Source organism: Mesocryomonas lacus (assembly GCF_055730105.2).
In genome coordinates this window covers 113,731-130,191 of sequence record NZ_JBUZWF020000008.1, presented here as the reverse complement: position 1 = coordinate 130,191, position 16,461 = coordinate 113,731, and the positions used below count along the sequence as shown (strand labels likewise).

Below are 16,461 nucleotides of genomic sequence, written 5' to 3'. Positions count from 1 at the left end.
CCCTTACGTTGGGTAAATTCTCTTGCTGTCCCGACCGACTGTGAAGTCGTCCGTGGCAGGTTTTTCCTTGTGCTTTTGAATTCGCACTTCCGCCGCATGCCATTGTTTTAACAGCGTCTTCTCGCGCTCTAGCCACTCACTGCACTAGCGTTCTGGACCGTTCCCGGTCGCCGACGTCCTGCAAAGAGGCTCTGTCCACCGACGTTTCCTTCTCGCTGTCGGCGCTGTGTCGCGGCAGGAAAATCTTGATCGTCGTTCCCTGGCCCTGTTCCGAGTAAATCTTGACATGGCCGCCGGATTGTCTGGCAAAGCCGTAGACCATCGACAGGCCGAGACCCGTGCCCTTGCCGATTTCCTTGGTGGTGAAGAAGGGATTGAATGCCTTCTCGATCACCGCGGTAGGCATGCCCGTGCCGGTATCGCTGACCGCGATCAGCACATACTCGCCAGGCGCGATGTCTGGATGGCCCGCGGCGTAGGCGGCATCGAGATGCGCATTCCGGGTCTCGATGGTCAGTCGCCCGCCTTGTGGCGCCATGGCGTCCCTTGCATTTACCGCAAGGTTGAGGATCGCGTTCTCGAGCTGGTTGGGGTCGACGTGGCAGCGCCAGAGGCCTTCGCCGAGGGCCGTTTCCAAATGCACCAGTCCGCTCAGTGTATGGCGCAGGAGATCAGACATGCCGGAGACCAGGCGGTTGACGTCGATGGCTTCGGGGCTCAGCGGTTGCTGGCGTGAGAAGGCCAGCAGGCGCTGCGTCAGCGCCGCCGCGCGGCGGCCGCCTTCCATGGCATTGTCGACATAGCGCTGCGCCCGCTCGTCCTCGCTGTCAATCCGCCGGCTGAGCAGATCGAGCGAGCCAATGATGACGGCCAGCATGTTGTTAAAGTCGTGCGCGATGCCGCCGGTGAGCTGGCCGACGGCCTCCATCTTCTGCGCCTGGCGCAGCTGTTCCTGCGCTTGCTCAAGTTCGGCCTGCCTCAGGCGGAGCGCGGTGATGTCACGGGCCACGGCATGGAAATTGTTGCCCTTGGGCGTGCTCACCCAGTCGAACCAGCAATAGCTGCCGTCGGCGGCGCGCACCCGGTTCTCGTGGCGCGCACTTTCGCCGCGCCGCATCCTGGCCACCGCGTCGGCGCTGATCGGGAGATCCTCGGGGTGGACGAGTTCCCAGAACGGCGTTGCCAGCAGTGTCGCTTCGTCGTGGCCGAGCAGACGCGTCCAGGCCGGGTTGACCGACAGCAGCTGCCCGTCGAGCGTGCCGGTCATGAGAAGATCGGGGATCAGCGTCCAGATGCCGTCGCGCTCGCGCGTGCGCGCCTCGACCGCGGCCTCCAGCGCGAGATTGATCGCGGTGAGCTCGCTCAGCTTCTCCTTCTGGTCCTGAATGTCGGCATTGGTGCCGATCCAGCGGACGACGCCATTGTCGTCGGTGACGGATTCGGCCCGCGATACCGTCCAGCGGTAGAGGCCGTCGTATCGGCGGACGCGAAACTCCGACTCGTAGCGATCGCTGCCGGCGACCGCGTCGGCCCACGCCTTGCCGGCGCGCTCGGCATCCTCGGGATGGACGAACATCTCCCAGTTCGTCGCCAGCTGCTCGGCGGTCGCGTTGCAATAAGCCATGACGCGATCGTTGACCCAGTCGATCGTGCCGTCGGCGGTGGCGGTCCAGACCTGGTTCGGCACAGATTGCGCGAGCCGGCGGAACTGCGCCTCGCGCCCGCGTGTCGCTGCCTCGCTCTCGCGCAGCGCCTTTTCCACTGCGACGCGCTCGGTGGTCTCGGTGCAGACGCAGAACATGCCGATGACGGCGCCGGCCTCGTCGCGCACCGGCGTGTAGGAGAAGTCGAAATGCGTCTCCTCGAGGTAGCCGTTGCGGCGCATCAGGAACTCGATGTCGCTCATATAGGTCGGCTCGCCCGCATAGGCGCGCGACAGGATCGGCTCGACCTGGTCCCAGATGTCGAACCAGACATCGCCGAAGGCCCGGCCGAGCGCGCCGGGATGGCGGCCGCCCAGCATTGCGGCATAGCCCTCATTGTAGAGCGTCGTCTGGGCCGCACCCCAGACCAGCAGCATCGGCTGCGGCGAGCCGATCATCACGCCGAGCAGCGTCTTCAGCGCGGTCGGCCAGTGCTCGGCGGTGCCGAGCGGCGTCGCCGACCAGTCATGCCCGCGCACCAGCGTATTCATTGCGCCGTCGGCGGAAAGAAAATCGAAGGGAGCTGCCATGGAAACTCTCTCGAAATGACGGATGGCCGAAGCTCGAAATACAACGCGCTCGCCCGTTTGGGCCGGCTATTTCGTTAGCTGAGAAGTCATTCAGTTGAAAGCACGACGAGGGTGATTGCGGCCGGGACAGCGATCCAACAGGCCAAGGCAGCCTCGGAATGCGCAATTACTGTGCGGCTTTAGCCATTTCTGCCTCATCTGCGGGCATGTGCTGTTCGCAGGCAGCCTGCTTGACATCGCCGTCAAGTTCAATAGGCTCTTCCCCACATACCGGCCTCGTCTGCCGGACGGCATCCGAGCCTCGTACGTCCCGCGCGCTTCCCATTGCGCAGGGCGGCGGGGCTTTTTCGTTGGTGAACCCTTTTGCTCAAGCGTCGCATCGATATCGGCATCCTCTTCTCCCGCTCCGGCCACTACGCGGTGCTGGGCGAGACGTGCCGTGCGGGCGCGATGATGGCGATCGAGGCGGTGAATGCGGACCCTGCGTCCGGCATCACCTTCGTGCCGGTCGAGCGCGATCCCGAAGGGCGGATCGACGCCTATGCACCGCTCTGCGAGGAAATCCTGAAGACTTCCGGTGCTCGCCACGTCGTCGGCTGCATCACCTCCTGGAGCCGAAAGGAAGTGATCCCGGTGCTCGAGCGCTGCGGCGGGATGCTCTGGTACGGCGCGCCTTACGAGGGTTTCGAGGCGAACGAGCACGTCGTCTATCTCAATGCATGCCCCAACCAGCACCTCGTGCCGCTCTTCGCCCATGTCGTGCCGCGCTTCGGACCGGACGCCTTCCTCGTCGGTTCGAACTACATCTGGGGCTGGGAGACCAACCGGGTGGCGCGCGACCTCGTGGCCGATGCCGGCGGCGAGGTGCGTGGCGAGCGCTACCTGCCGATGGGTGATACCGACGTTTCCCGGCTGATCGAGGAAATCCGCGCGACGGTGCCGAACTTTGTCCTCAACAACCTCATCGGCCCGTCCTCCTATGCCTTCCTGCGCGCCTATGCGGCTCTCGGGGCTGATGACGAACGGTTCCGGCCCGACCGGCGGCCGGTCGTCAGCTGCAACCTGACGGAGCCCGAGCTTGCCTCGATCGGAGACGCCGGCGACGGCCATCTCTCGATCGGCCCGTTCTTCCACGATCGCAACGCCATCGGCGGCGCGGCAGGGCCGACCTCGGCGTTCATGGCCGCCAGCCATGCGGCGGTGATGACGCTGGCGGCGACGATCGCCGGTACCGGCAGCGACGATCCCGCGGCCACCGTCGGCACCTTCGCTGCGGCACGCTTTCGAACCGCGCTCGGCGACATCGTCATCGATCCCCAGACCCAGCACGCCAGCCTGCCGGTGAAGCTCGGCCGCATCCGCGATGGCGGCTTCGACATTCTGGAATCGAGCCCCTCGCTGGTCGCGCCGGATCCCTACCTGTCGCGCTACGATCCCGCCGCGGCGTTTCCACGGGCCTCGCTGAGGGTGGTGCGATGAAGCGTCGGATGCGCATTCCCAATCTCGGCGGCAGCCGGGCGGTCGTCCTGCACCGGGCGCACCAGACGGTTGCCGCGCTAACCCGCCAGCTGGCGGCGATCGGGCTCGAGACCGAAGAGTGCTGGCCGGACCTCAACGCCTCGGTGCTGGGTGCCGACTTCCTGTTCTTCGACGCCGACCTCGGCTTCGACGCGCAGTTCCCCTGGGCGCCCGGCGAGGCGCCGATGCCACTGGTGGCGCTGATCGGCTCGGAGGCGCCTGGCCGGATCGAATGGGCGCTCTCGCACCGCGCCGACGCACAGCTTCTGAAGCCGGTCGGCAATGCCGGCGTCTACAGCGCGCTGCTGATCGCCCGCCAGGGTTTTGACCAACGCCAGACGCTGGCCGCGGAAGTCGCGTCCCTTCGCGAACGCGTCGCCGAGCGGCAAAGCGTCGTGCGGGCGGTGATCGCACTTGCCGCGAGCGGCATAGGGGAGGACCAGGCCTTCGCGCAGCTGCGCCAGCTCGCCATGGGCTGGCAGGTCAGCGTCGAAGAGGCCGCGCGGCGGATCAACGCACTCCAGAACGGCGGTGCCGCCAACGCACCTGTGCACGAACGAGGAGGCGCTGCATGAGCGTTCCCGTCGCGACCGAGCTTGTCCTCCCGACGCCGGCCGCCCCGATCTCGCGCCGCGGCGTCTGGCAGCGGCTGCGCCAGCGCAAGCTCGCCGTGCTCGGCATGGCGGTGATCGCCGTCGTCGTGCTCGCCGCTGTCCTTGCGCCCCTCATCGCGCCGTTCGATCCGAACGAGCAGTTCTTCGACGGCCTGACGATCGAGGGCGCGCCGCTCGGCCCGTCCGCCACCTACTGGCTCGGCACCGATCTCCTCGGCCGCGACCTTTTTACCCGCATCCTCTACGGCGCGCGGAATTCCCTGATCATCGGCGTCGTCGCCAATGGCGCCGCGCTGGTCATCGGCACACTGGTCGGCATCACCGCCGGTTACGTGCAAGGCGCCGTCGGCGGCCTTCTGATGCGCTTCACCGACCTGATGATGGCTTTTCCGGCGCTGCTGCTCGCCATCTGCCTTGCGGCCGTGCTCAGGCCGAGCCTCTGGATCGTCGCCCTCGTCATCGCGCTGGTGAACTGGGTGCAGATCGCCCGCGTCGTCTACACCGAGACGCGGGCGCTGGCCGAGCGCGAGTACATCGCGGCCGAGCGCAGCATCGGCGCAGGGGACGGGCGCATCCTCTTCCGCCACATCCTGCCGCACCTCTGGTCGACGATCATCGTCTACGGCACGCTCGGCATTTCGACGACCGTGCTCTTGGAGGCGACGCTCTCCTATCTCGGTGTCGGCGTGCAGCCGCCGGATGCCTCCTGGGGCAACATCATCTTCGAGAACCAGACCTATTTCCAGGCGGCGCCTTGGCTGGTGTTCTTCCCCGGGGCGATCATCCTTCTCGTCGCGCTCGCCTTCAACCTTGTCGGCGACGCGCTGCGCGACGTGCTCGACCCGACCCAGCGGGGCCGCGACTGATGCTGGTCTATCTCGTCCGCCGCCTCGTGCAGGCCGTCGCCATCCTCGTCGGCGTCTCGCTGATCACATTCGCGCTGCTCTATCTCCTGCCGGCCGACCCGGTGCGGCAGATCGCCGGGCGCACCGCCTCGGCGGCGACGGTCGCTAACATCCGCGCGCAGCTCGGGCTCGACCAGCCGTTTCCCGTGCAATATGCGCGCTACCTCTGGTCGCTGCTGCAAGGCGATCTCGGCCGATCCTATCTCCAGCGCTCCGAGGTCGCCGATCTCATCGGCGCGCGGCTGCCGGCAAGCCTCCTCCTGATGGCGGCGGCGATCGGCGCCGAGCTGGTGCTCGGCCTCACCATGGGCCTCGTCGCCGCGGTGCGGCGGGGCAGCGCCACCGACCAGGCGCTGATGGTCGCCTCCTTCGTCGGCGTCTCGGCGCCGCAGTTCGTCGTCGGCTTGCTGCTTCTCTACGTCTTCGCCTACCAGCTCGGCTGGTTCCCGATCGGCGGCTACGGCACCTGGCGCCATCTGGTGCTGCCGGCGCTGACGCTCGGCATCCTCGGCGCCGGCTGGTACTCGCGGATGATGCGCTCGTCGATGATCGACGTCCTGCGCCAGGACTATATCCGCACCGCCCGCGCGAAGGGGCTCGGCGGCATGACCGTCCTGATGCGGCACGCGCTGCCCAACGCCGTGCTGCCGGTGATCGCGATGATCGGCATCGACATCGGCCTGTTCATGTCCGGCATCGTCGTCGTCGAAGGCGTGTTCGGCTGGCCGGGCATCGGCCAGCTCGCCTGGCAGGCGATCCAGCGCGTCGACCTGCCGATCATCATGGGCGTCACGCTCGTCTCCGCCGTCGCCATCGTGCTCGGCAACCTCATCGCCGACATCGTCAGCCCCTTCGTCGACCCGCGCATCAAGCTGCGGTGACCCATCTGCCCCGTCCCGTCCGTTCAACCGCCCCCAGCTCAACCTAAGGAACCCGCGTCATGAAGACCCTCCTGAAGCTCGGCGTCGCCGCCTCGGCCCTGATGATCGCCTTCGCTCCCCTCTCGGCCGCAGCACAGGATGCCAAGGCCGGCGGCGAGATCGTCGTCACCTATAAGGACGACGTCGCCACGCTCGACCCGGCGATCGGCTACGACTGGCAGAACTTCTCGATGATCAAGAGCCTGTTCGACGGGCTGATGGACTACGAGCCCGGCACCGCGACGCTGCGGCCGGGCCTCGCGGAGAAGTACGAGATCTCGCCGGACGGCAAGGTGTTCACCTTCACGCTGCGCGATGGCGTCAAGTTCCACAATGGCCGGGTGATGACCGCCGACGACGTGAAGTACTCGCTCGACCGCGTCACCAACCCGAAGACCCAGAGCCCGGGCGCCGGCTTCCTCGGCTCGATCGCCGGCTATGACAAGATGCTGTCGGGCGAGGCCACCGAGCTGTCGGGCGTCAAGGTCGTCGATCCCAAGACCGTCGAGATCACCCTGTCGCGGCCGGACGCGACCTTCCTGCAGGTGATGGCGCTGAACTTCTCCTTCGTGGTGGCGAAGGAGGCGGTCGAGGAGTTCGGCGCCGATTTCGGTCGCCATCCCGTCGGCACCGGTGCCTTCAAGCTCGCGGAATGGACGCTCGGTCAGCGCCTCGTCTTCGAGAAGAACGCCGACTACTGGCGCGAGGGCGCCCCGAAGCTCGACAAGATCAGCTTCGAGATCGGCCAGGAGCCGGTGGTCTCCCTCCTGCGCGTGCAGAACGGCGAGGTCGACCTGCCGGGCGACGGCATCCCGCCCGCGAAGTTCCGCGAGGTGATGGACAATCCCGAGACCAAGAAACAGGTCGTCGAGGGCGTGCAGCTGCAGACCGGCTACATCACCATGAACACGACCATGGCCCCCTTCGACAACGTCAAGGTGCGCCAGGCCATCAACATGGCGGTGAACAAGGACCGCATCGTCCAGATCATCAACGGCCGCGCAACGCCCGCCAACCAGCCGCTGCCGCCGACCATGCCGGGCTACGACAAGAGCTATAAGGGCTATGCCTACGACCCGGCGGCCGCCAAGGCGCTGCTGGCGGAAGCCGGCTTTGCCGACGGCTTCGAGACCGAGCTGTTCGCCTCCAACACCGATCCGCAGCCGCGCATTGCCCAGGCGATCCAGCAGGATCTGGCCGCCATCGGCGTGAAGGCCTCAATCCAGTCGCTCGCCCAGGCCAACGTCATCGCCGCCGGCGGTTCCAAGGAAGGCGCGCCGATGGTCTGGTCGGGCGGCATGGGCTGGATCGCCGACTTCCCGGATCCGTCCAACTTCTATGGCCCGATCCTCGGCTGTGCTGGCGCGGTCGAGGGCGGCTGGAACTGGTCCTGGTACTGCAACAAGGATCTCGACGCGAAGGCCGCCGAGGCGGACGCCATGGTCGACCCGGCGAAAGCCGAGGAGCGCGCGAAGAAGTGGGGCGAGATCTACACCGCCATCATGGCCGACGCGCCTTGGGTCCCCGTCTTCAACGAGAAGCGCTACACGCTGAAGAGCCCCCGCATGGGCGGCGACGACGCGCTGTACGTCGATCCCGTGAACACCCCGATGAACTATCGCTACGTGACGGTGCAGGATGTGCAGTAACTGCGGCTATACGATCCACGGCCACCAGCACCATTTCGGCTGGGACAATGCAATCGCGCCGGCGGCCACTGTCGCCCCCGGCTCGACCATCGAGTTCGAGTGCCGGGACGCTTCCGACGGCCAGCTGACGGCCGCCTCGACGGTGGCGGACGTCTCGTCGCTCGACTTCTCGCGCATCAACCCCGTGTCCGGCCCGATCTACGTCGATGGGGCTGAGCCGGGGGATGCGCTGAAAGTGACGATTGAGGCGTTCAAGCCGTCGGGCTTTGGCTGGACGGCGAACATTCCGGGCTTCGGTCTGCTCGCCGACCAGTTCAAGGAGCCGGGGCTGACCCTCTGGCACTATGACTCCTCGACGATGGAGCCGGCGCTGTTCGGACAGCACGGGCGCGTGCCGCTGAAACCCTTCGCCGGGACGATCGGCAATGCGCCGGCCGAACAGGGCCTGCACTCCGTCGTCCCGCCGCGGCGGGTCGGCGGCAATCTCGACATCCGAGACCTTTCCGCCGGCACGGTGCTGTATTTGCCGGTGGAAGTGGCGGGCGCGCTGTTCTCGGTCGGCGACACACACGCCGCGCAAGGCGATGGCGAGGTCTGCGGCACGGCGATCGAAAGCCCGATGAACACGGTGCTGACGCTCGATCTCGTGAAGGGGGCGAACCTCAAGATGCCGCGCTTCACCACCGCCGGGCCGGTGACGCGCCATCTCGACGCCAAGGGCTACGAGGTGACCACCGGCATTGGCAGCGACCTGATGCAGGGGGCCAAGGAGGCCGTCGCCCAGATGGTCGACCTCCTGTCGGCACGCTACGGGCTCGATCCGCTCGACGCCTATATGCTGACCTCGGTCTGCGGCGATCTGCGCATCTCCGAGATCGTCGACATGCCGAACTGGGTGGTGTCCTTCTACTTCCCGCGCTGCGTGTTCGAATGATCCTCGCCGCGCGCAAGGAGGTCGGCGCCTCAGTGCCCGCCTCCGCCGATCCGGTCTTGAAGGTCGAGGGTCTCAGCGTCGTCGTGCGCACCGAGGCGGGCATCAAGCCCCTCGTCGAGGATCTCAGCTTCACGCTGTCCCGCGGCGAGACGCTGTGCATCGCCGGCGAGTCCGGCTCGGGCAAGTCGATGACGGCGCTGGCGATCATGGGCCTCCTGCCGAAACCGGCGGTCAGCATCGGCGCCGGCGCCATCCGGCTCGGCGCGCTGGACCTTGCCGGGATGGACGAGCGTCAGTTGCGCCGGGTCCGCGGCGACCGGGTGGCGATGATCTTCCAGGAGCCGATGACCTCGCTGAACCCGGTGCTGACCATCGGCCGGCAGCTGACCGAGGCGATCCGCGCGCACCGGCCCGTTTCCGCCGCTGAAGCCCGGCGCAAGGCGATCGCAGCGCTCGAAGCCGTGCGCATTCCCGATGCCGCCGGGCGGCTCGCGCAGCATCCGCACGAACTTTCCGGCGGCATGCGCCAGCGCGTGATGATTGCCATGGCGCTGGCGCTGGAGCCCGACGTCCTCATCGCCGACGAGCCGACGACGGCGCTCGACGTCACCGTGCAGGCGCAGGTGCTGGGTCTCCTGAAGGACCTGCAGCGCCAGTACGGCACCGCGCTCATCCTCATCACCCACGATATGGGCGTCGTCGCCGAGATGGCGACGCGGGTCGTCGTGATGCGCGAGGGGCGGATGGTCGAAGAGGGGCCGGTCGAGCAGATCTTCGCCGCCCCGCAGCATGATTATACCAAGGCGCTGCTCGCTGCCGTGCCGCGCCTTGGCAGCGGCGCCGGGCGGGTAACCTCGCCGGCCACCGACATCACCGCCGAGCCAGGGGCGGCGTCGCTCTCCGTCACGCCGCCGCGGCCGGTGGCGGAGATCAGCGATCTCGTCGTCCGCTTCGACCTCGCCGGCGGCCTTTTCGGCCGGGTCGAGCGGCAGGTGCACGCCGTCGCCGGCGTCTCCTTCGCCATCCAGCCGAACGAAACCTTCTCGCTGGTCGGCGAATCCGGCTGCGGCAAGTCGACGACGGCGAAGGCTTTGTCCGGGCTGCTGCCGTACCAGGGCGACATCGTCGTCGGCGGGCGCAACATGGGCGGGCTCGACGCCGCCGGCCGCAAGGCGATGCGCCGCGACGTGCAGATGATCTTCCAGGATCCCTATGCCTCGCTCGATCCGCGCATGACCGTCGGCGACCTCGTCGCCGAGCCGCTGGTGATCCACAAGCTTGGCACGAAGGCCGAGCGGCGCGAGCAAGTCGCCGCGCTGTTTTCCCGCGTCGGCCTGTCGGCGGACCAGATGGACCGCTATCCGCACGAGTTCTCCGGCGGCCAGCGCCAGCGCATCTGCATCGCCCGCGCGCTGACGCTGAGGCCCAAGCTCATCGTCGCCGACGAGAGCGTCTCGGCGCTCGACGTCTCCGTTCAGGCGCGTGTGCTGGAACTCCTGCGCGCGCTGCAGGACGAGTTCGGTATCTCCTACCTCTTCATCTCGCACGACATGGCGGTGGTCGAGAACATCTCGACCCGGGTGGCGGTGATGTATCTCGGCCAGATCGTCGAGACCGGCACACGCGACCAGGTGTTCGGCGACCCGCGCCATGCCTATACCCGCCGGCTGATCGAGGCGGTGCCGCAGCCCGATCCGACGCGCCGCCGGGCAGGCTTTGCGCGGATGGAGGGCGAGATCCCGAGCCCGGTGCGCCTTGTCGGCGATCCGCCCGCGCGCGTCACGCTGGTGGATGTCGGCGGCGGGCACCTCGTGGCGGCTTAAGGCCCGCGGCTTTCCCGCAGCCGCCGGCTCAGGCCGGCTGGTCGCGGCGGGTGGCGATGGCGACGCCGAGACAGGCGACGCCGACCACCAGCACCGCGGCCGAAGCGAGCAGCGCGCGGTCGTAATCCGCGGGGCCCGCCACCAGCCAGCCGGTCGCCACCGGCCCCAACATCTGCCCGAGGCCGAAGCCGGCGGTGAGGACGGCGAAGCCGCGGCCGCCGAGGCCCTTTCGCCCGAGCGGCATGGTCAGCAGCGTGATCGGGATGAAGGTGCCGCCGAACAGCACGGCGGCGGCGAGTGCGGCGGGGCCGGCATCGCTCAGCACCGGCAGCAGCACGCCGACGATCTGGGTGATGAAGGCGAGCGTCAGCGCCCGCGAGAAGCCGAAGCGCTCGGCAATTCCGCTCCAGAACAGGCAGCTCGGCAGGCCGGCGAGGCCGACGATGATCCACACCCAGTTGCCGATCTCTTCGAGGCCCGGGCGTGACTTGACGATGGCGACGATGAAGGTGGCGAAGACGGAGTAGCCGAGCCCTTCCGCCGTATAGCTCGCAAACAGCGGCCAGAACGGCAGCGGGCGGGGCACCCGGCGCAGGTGCTTGCGGGTCTGCGGGGTACCGACGAGCTGCCGGTCGCCGACGCCCAGCAGCAGGACCGGCAACAGCGCCGCACAGGCGAGGCCGGCGGCGATCCACAGCCCGTTGCCACTGAGCGGCGGGTGGGCGAGGTGGACGAGGAGGCCGGAGCCGGCGATGCCGGTGCCGACGCCGCCGAACACCCAGCCGATCCGCGCCTCTTGGTCGATACCTGCCAGCGCCTCGGCGATAATGCCGGCGGCCGAGATCATCGCCAGCGCGCTGGCGATGCCGGAAACCGTGCGCAGCGCGTACCAGACGGAGAGATTGTCGCTGAGACCCATGCCGAGCGTGGTGGCGACGCTGAGGATGACGCCGGTCCGGAAAGCGGCGAGACGCATGGCGCGGCCGGACACCAGCGATACCAAGAGCGAGCCGAGGAGGTAGCCGGCGAAATTGAAGCCGGCGATGAGGCCGGCGGTATCGACGCCGAAGCCGTGCTCGTCGCGCATGATCGGCAGCAGCGGCGTGTAGTAGAAGCGCCCAACCCCCATGACGACGGCAAGCGTCAGGAAGCCTGACAGGAGCAGGCGAAACAACGGTGACACGGGAACAGGCTCCTTCAGGCGACGGGTCCCACCGTCGGTCCCGCCGCGAACCCCTAAAGGATATGCTGTCGGTGTTGAACCGCGTCGCCGGTCCTTCCTCCGAATTCATGACATCGTCAGAGCGCGGGTCACCCGAAGCGGACCGACACATCCGCTGGACAGGCAAGTCATAAAATTTCTGAATGAGGCTTTGGGCTTACCCATCGAAATCTATGTCCCGACTCTCCAGGCGCTCTCCGGGCTCTTCGCCCTCAAAGCGAAGTAGAATTATTCAATCCACATCCTCTGCTGCCGGCTAGATCCTCGTAAATACTAAGTCACGAATACAATATGGCTTTGAGGTGAGTTGTTATCCGTAAATAATTAGCTGAACGCTCCATTGGATCAATCGATTGTTAGGCGGGTAATGGCATGCTGCAGTCCGTTCTCCCGGAGTGTTCCCATGCTGCGCACCATTCGCCAGAAGATGATCGCCGTCAGCCTTGCTGTCTTCGCTCTCGCCCTCGGCAGTTCGGGGGCGGGCCTCTGGGTTGCCGGGTCGCTGGGCGAGGGACTGGCGGATTCGGTGCGATCGTCCTCGATCCTGCGCAACCACATGCAGGCGGACATGATGCACGACGCGCTGCGCTCGGATGTCTACGCCGCGATCCTCTCGGGCACGCCAGCGGCGGGCATTGCCATTGACGGTGTCCGGACCGATCTCGGCGAGCATGTCGCGGAATTCCGCGCGTCGATCGACGCCAACAAAGCGCTGGCCGTCGAACCGGCGATGCGCGAGGCCTTGGCAAAGGTGGAGGCGCCTTTGGCTGCCTACATCGATGCCGCCGGTAAGATCGTTGACCTCGCCACGAAGGATGCGCCTGGCGCGTTGCGCCAACTGGCGGACTTCAACACCCAGTTCACTGCCCTGGAAGGCGAGATGGGGAACGCCGGCGACACCATCGAGGCGACGGCGAGCGCGGACGCTGTCGCGGCCCTCGACGTGTCCACGCTGGGGCGCTCGATGATGATCGTCGCGCTGGCGATCGGCGGCGCCTTCGCGCTTCTCCTCCTCGTCTTCACACGCCGGTCGATCTCGAAGCCGATCGACCAGCTCGCCAAGGACATGCGCGAACTCGTCGGCGGACGCACCGACCTGACGCTCGCCGGCGCCGAGCGTTCCGACGAGGTGGGGGAGATCGGCCGCGCCGTGCGCGATTTCCAGGCCTTGATCGTCGCCAAGGCCGCGGCCGACGCAGCGGAGGCCGAGCGCCATCGCCTCGCGGAGATGTCGGCCGGGGAACGGGAGCAAGCCGAGCGGGCGGCGCGCGCCAAGGCGCAAGGCATGGTCGTCGACAGCCTCGCCGGCGGTCTCGGCAAGCTCGCCGGCGGCGATCTCGCCTTTCGCCTCCTCACGCCCTTTGCCGAAGAATACGAGACGCTGCGCTGTGATTTTAACGACGCCATGGCCACCGTCGAGACGGCCCTCCGGGCGATCCTCAGCTCGGCCCAGACCTTTGGCGACGGCGCCAACGAGATCGGTATCGCCGCGCATGACCTCGCGACCCGTACCGAACAGCAGGCCGCAAGCCTCGAGGAGACCGCGGCCGCCGTCGACCAGATCACCTCGGCGGTCAAGCGCACGGCCCAGCGGGCCGGGCAGGCGCAGACGGTCGTCGCGAACTCCAAGCAGGATGCCGAACGCTCCGGCGAGATCGTGCGCAAGGCGGTCGCCGCCATGGGCCAGATCTCGGAATCCTCCGACAAGGTCGGGCGCATCATCGGCGTCATCGACGAGATCGCCTTCCAGACCAACCTTCTGGCGCTCAACGCCGGCGTCGAGGCCGCGCGGGCGGGCGAGGCGGGACGCGGCTTTGCCGTCGTCGCCCAGGAGGTCCGGGGCCTCGCCCAGCGCTCGGCGGAAGCGGCCAAGGAAATCAAGAGCCTGATCTCGACCTCCAGCGCGCAGGTGGGCGAAGGCGTGGAACTCGTCGGCGAGACCGGTCTGGCGCTCGACAGGATCGCCCATCAGGTCGTCGAGCTGAACCAGCTGATCGACGAGATCTCGGCATCGGCCCGGGAGCAGTCCGCGGGGCTCGGCGACGTGAACAACGCCGTCAAGCAAATGGACCTGATGACCCAGCAAAACGCCGCCATGGTCGAGCAGTCGACGGCGGCCACGCAGGCGCTGGCCGGCGAGGCAGGAAATCTTCTCGCCTCCGTCTCGCGCTTCAAGGTCGGCAGCGCTCCGCGCAGCGCAGCGCGACAGGCACGCGCCGCCTGACGACCGCCGGCGGGCGCCGCGTGCCGGGACGGTTTCTACGTCAGAACGGAGCGGCGTCCCGTCGGATCGGCACGAGATTGTCGGCGAACTGCCGTGTGCATTCCCGCCAGGAGAAGCTCTCCGCAAACGCCCGGCAGCCGCGCCGGTCGATCGACAGCGCCGCCAGCGCGCCGGCGCGCAGGTCGTCGGACAGCACGGCATGCGGCGCATCGCCGAGAATGTCCGCGGGGCCGGGCACGTCGAAGGCCGCGACCGGGGTGCCGCAGGCGAGCGCTTCCAGGACGACGAGGCCGAATGTCTCGAAGCGCGAGGGGAAGACGAAGACGTCGGCGGCGGAAAGATGCCGGGCGATGTCGTCGCCATGGCGGTAGCCGAGGAAATGCACGGCCGGAAATTCCGCCTTCAGCCGGGCCATCGCCGGGCCGTCGCCGACGACCACCTTCGAGCCCGGCAGGTCGAGGCCGAGGAAGGCCGGCAGGTTCTTCTCCGGCGAGACCCGGCCGAGATAGAGGAAGATCGGACGGGGCAGGCCGAGAAACCCGGCGTCGAAGACGGGGTCCTCGCGGCAGGGATGGAAGAGGGCGGTATCGACAGCGCGGCCCCAGCGGCGGATGTTGGCGAAGCCTTTAGCGGCCAGCCCCCGCTCCAGCGTCGGCGTCTGCACCATGAAGCCCGCCCCGGCATTGTGGAACCAGCGCTGCACCGCCGTCGCCGGCCGCGGGCTGACGCCGAGCCTCGCCTCGAAATAATCGCCGAAACGGGTGTGGAAGGAGGTCGTGAAGGGCAGGCCGCGCTTGCGACAATAGTGCCGTGCCGCCAGTCCGATCGGCCCCTCCACGGGAATATGGATGGCGTCCGGCCAAAAGGCGTCGATCATCTCCGGCAGGCGGCTTCCGAGCGTCATCGCCAGCCTTACTTCGGGATAGCCCGGTGCCGGGACGGTCAACGGAAAGCGGTCCGGCCCGATCACCTCTACGGCATGGCCCATCTGCCGAAGATGATGCGCGGTGGTCTCGAGCACGCGGACGACGCCGTTGACCTGCGGGGCCCAGGCGTCGGAGGCAATCAGGATGCGCATGCAGGCTCCGTCGGGGGATTTGTCTTTGCCCCCCGGTTGCGGATATGGCTGCTGGGAAGGAAATGCCAAGGTCGCCATCGCAAGGAGTACCGGCCGGTCATGAAGATCATCGTTCTGGGCGGAGACGGCTTCTGCGGATGGCCGACGAGCCTTCATCTCGCCGCGCAAGGCCACAGCGTCGTCATCGTCGACAATCTCGTCCGCCGCGCGACCGACCTCGAGCTCGGCGCGTCCAGCCTGACGCCGATCGCCGGGATCGACGAGCGGCTCGCCGCTTGGCGGGAGACCCGCAACACCCCGATCGATTTCGTCCACCTCGACGTCGCCCACGACTACGACGCACTGGAGGCGCTCTTCGCCGAGACGAGGCCGGACGCCATCGTGCATTTTGCCGAGCAGCGCGCCGCGCCCTATTCGATGAAGTCGCCGCGCCACAAGCGCTACACCGTCGACAACAACGTCAACGCCACCCATGCCGTGCTCTGCGCCATGGTCGAGGCCTGTCCGGACGCGCATCTCGTCCACCTCGGCACCATGGGCGTTTACGGCTACGGCAAGGCGCAGGGCATGACGATCCCCGAGGGCTACATCGACGCCACGCTGCGCTCGGGCGGCACCTCGGCCGACGTCGAGATCCTCTACCCCGTCGATCCCGGCTCGATCTACCACATGACCAAGACGCTGGATCAGCTGCTCTTCCTCTATTACGCCAAGAACGACGGGCTCAGGATCACCGACCTGCACCAGGGCATCGTCTGGGGCACCGCGACCGAGGAGACTTTGCTCGACCCGCGCCTCGTCAACCGCTTCGACTATGACGGCGACTACGGCACGGTGCTGAACCGCTTCCTCTGCCAGGCCGCCATCGGCCATCCGCTCACCGTGCACGGCTCGGGCGGCCAGACGCGCGCCTTCATCCACATCCGCGACACCGTGCGCTGCATCCTGTTGGCCGCCGAGACGCCGCCCGAGCGCGGGGCGCGGGTGCGGATCCTCAACCAGATGACCGAGACCCACCGCATCCGCGATCTCGCCGCGATGGTCTCGGCCATGACGGGCGTTCCGGTCGAGCATCTCGACAACCCCCGCAAGGAAGCGGCCGAGAACGAGCTCGTGGTGGCGAACGACACGCTGATAGGCCTCGGCGTCACGCCGACCAAACTGTCGGACGGGTTGCTTGCCGAGGTGGTCGACGTCGCCCGCCGCTATGCCGACCGCTGCGACCGCTCGAAGATCGTCTCGACCAGCCGCTGGGTGCGGCCGGAAGCGGCGGAGTAGGTAGGCGGCAGGGCCGCTGCCATTGCTGCAGCCAGTGCCGTTGGGGGCCGTGCCGATGCGGCC

General features: G+C 67.6%; 12 protein-coding genes. 9 read left to right on the top strand and 3 right to left on the bottom strand.

From position 1 onward, the window contains the following. Positions 1–136 precede the first annotated feature (136 nt). On the bottom strand, positions 137–2,233 hold the full coding sequence (locus ACZLZQ_RS21995) for a PAS domain-containing hybrid sensor histidine kinase/response regulator family protein (protein WP_472951212.1): 2,097 nt from the start codon (positions 2,231–2,233) through the stop codon (positions 137–139). 363 nt (positions 2,234–2,596) lie between these two features. On the opposite strand from ACZLZQ_RS21995, the gene ACZLZQ_RS21990 reads away from it, so the two are divergent. The 7 genes from ACZLZQ_RS21990 to ACZLZQ_RS21960 are packed head-to-tail and all read left to right on the top strand — an operon-like array spanning position 2,597 to position 10,596. Then, the gene (locus tag ACZLZQ_RS21990) at positions 2,597–3,712 is read left to right on the top strand and encodes a transporter substrate-binding protein (RefSeq protein WP_472951211.1); all 1,116 of its coding nucleotides are present in this window, start codon (positions 2,597–2,599) and stop codon (positions 3,710–3,712) included. Further along, on the top strand, positions 3,709–4,326 hold the full coding sequence (locus tag ACZLZQ_RS21985) for an ANTAR domain-containing response regulator (protein ID WP_472935695.1): 618 nt from the start codon (positions 3,709–3,711) through the stop codon (positions 4,324–4,326). The genes ACZLZQ_RS21990 and ACZLZQ_RS21985 overlap by 4 nt, the downstream gene beginning before the upstream one ends. After that, positions 4,323–5,231, top strand: coding sequence for an ABC transporter permease (locus ACZLZQ_RS21980; protein ID WP_472951210.1), 909 nt, complete (start codon positions 4,323–4,325; stop codon positions 5,229–5,231). Before ACZLZQ_RS21985 ends, ACZLZQ_RS21980 begins: the two co-directional genes overlap by 4 nt. After that, positions 5,231–6,151: an ABC transporter permease gene (locus tag ACZLZQ_RS21975; protein WP_472935697.1), complete on the top strand. Its 921-nt coding sequence runs from the start codon at positions 5,231–5,233 to the stop codon at positions 6,149–6,151. Before ACZLZQ_RS21980 ends, ACZLZQ_RS21975 begins: the two co-directional genes overlap by 1 nt. A 59-nt stretch (positions 6,152–6,210) precedes the next feature. Then, a complete protein-coding gene (locus tag ACZLZQ_RS21970; protein WP_472935698.1) occupies positions 6,211–7,839 on the top strand; it encodes an ABC transporter substrate-binding protein in 1,629 nt (542 codons plus the stop codon). After that, on the top strand, positions 7,829–8,773 hold the full coding sequence (locus ACZLZQ_RS21965) for an acetamidase/formamidase family protein (protein ID WP_472951209.1): 945 nt from the start codon (positions 7,829–7,831) through the stop codon (positions 8,771–8,773). The genes ACZLZQ_RS21970 and ACZLZQ_RS21965 overlap by 11 nt, the downstream gene beginning before the upstream one ends. Then, positions 8,770–10,596 (top strand): ABC transporter ATP-binding protein, encoded by a 1,827-nt coding sequence (locus tag ACZLZQ_RS21960; RefSeq protein WP_472951208.1) that lies wholly within the window; start codon positions 8,770–8,772, stop codon positions 10,594–10,596. Before ACZLZQ_RS21965 ends, ACZLZQ_RS21960 begins: the two co-directional genes overlap by 4 nt. A gap of 28 nt (positions 10,597–10,624) precedes the next feature. On the opposite strand, the gene ACZLZQ_RS21955 is transcribed toward ACZLZQ_RS21960, so the two are convergent. Continuing rightward, a complete protein-coding gene (locus ACZLZQ_RS21955) occupies positions 10,625–11,779 on the bottom strand; it encodes a YbfB/YjiJ family MFS transporter (RefSeq protein WP_472951207.1) in 1,155 nt (384 codons plus the stop codon). A 442-nt stretch (positions 11,780–12,221) separates the two neighbouring features. On the opposite strand from ACZLZQ_RS21955, the gene ACZLZQ_RS21950 reads away from it, so the two are divergent. Continuing rightward, positions 12,222–14,042 carry a methyl-accepting chemotaxis protein gene (locus tag ACZLZQ_RS21950; protein WP_472951206.1) on the top strand — a complete coding sequence of 607 codons (1,821 nt, stop codon included), beginning with the start codon at positions 12,222–12,224 and terminating at the stop codon, positions 14,040–14,042. Between the two features lie 40 nt (positions 14,043–14,082). On the opposite strand, the gene ACZLZQ_RS21945 is transcribed toward ACZLZQ_RS21950, so the two are convergent. Next, positions 14,083–15,120 (bottom strand): glycosyltransferase family 4 protein, encoded by a 1,038-nt coding sequence (locus ACZLZQ_RS21945; RefSeq protein ID WP_472951205.1) that lies wholly within the window; start codon positions 15,118–15,120, stop codon positions 14,083–14,085. Positions 15,121–15,219: 99 nt separating this feature from the next. On the opposite strand from ACZLZQ_RS21945, the gene ACZLZQ_RS21940 reads away from it, so the two are divergent. After that, on the top strand, positions 15,220–16,398 hold the full coding sequence (locus tag ACZLZQ_RS21940) for an NAD-dependent epimerase/dehydratase family protein (RefSeq protein ID WP_472951204.1): 1,179 nt from the start codon (positions 15,220–15,222) through the stop codon (positions 16,396–16,398). The last annotated feature ends 63 nt before the right edge of the window (positions 16,399–16,461 follow it).

What these genes read in the sequence shown, in the direction of transcription:
- ACZLZQ_RS21970 (WP_472935698.1), top strand. Translation starts at nt 6,211, where the DNA reads ATGAAGACCCTCCTGAAGCTCGGCGTCGCCGCCTCGGCCCTGATGATC.
- ACZLZQ_RS21985 (WP_472935695.1), top strand. Translation starts at nt 3,709, where the DNA reads ATGAAGCGTCGGATGCGCATTCCCAATCTCGGCGGCAGCCGGGCGGTC.
- ACZLZQ_RS21980 (WP_472951210.1), top strand. Translation starts at nt 4,323, where the DNA reads ATGAGCGTTCCCGTCGCGACCGAGCTTGTCCTCCCGACGCCGGCCGCC.
- ACZLZQ_RS21950 (WP_472951206.1), top strand. Translation starts at nt 12,222, where the DNA reads ATGCTGCGCACCATTCGCCAGAAGATGATCGCCGTCAGCCTTGCTGTC.
- ACZLZQ_RS21960 (WP_472951208.1), top strand. Translation starts at nt 8,770, where the DNA reads ATGATCCTCGCCGCGCGCAAGGAGGTCGGCGCCTCAGTGCCCGCCTCC.
- ACZLZQ_RS21940 (WP_472951204.1), top strand. Translation starts at nt 15,220, where the DNA reads ATGAAGATCATCGTTCTGGGCGGAGACGGCTTCTGCGGATGGCCGACG.
- ACZLZQ_RS21945 (WP_472951205.1), bottom strand. Translation starts at nt 15,120, where the DNA reads ATGCGCATCCTGATTGCCTCCGACGCCTGGGCCCCGCAGGTCAACGGC.
- ACZLZQ_RS21995 (WP_472951212.1), bottom strand. Translation starts at nt 2,233, where the DNA reads ATGGCAGCTCCCTTCGATTTTCTTTCCGCCGACGGCGCAATGAATACG.
- ACZLZQ_RS21975 (WP_472935697.1), top strand. Translation starts at nt 5,231, where the DNA reads ATGCTGGTCTATCTCGTCCGCCGCCTCGTGCAGGCCGTCGCCATCCTC.
- ACZLZQ_RS21965 (WP_472951209.1), top strand. Translation starts at nt 7,829, where the DNA reads ATGTGCAGTAACTGCGGCTATACGATCCACGGCCACCAGCACCATTTC.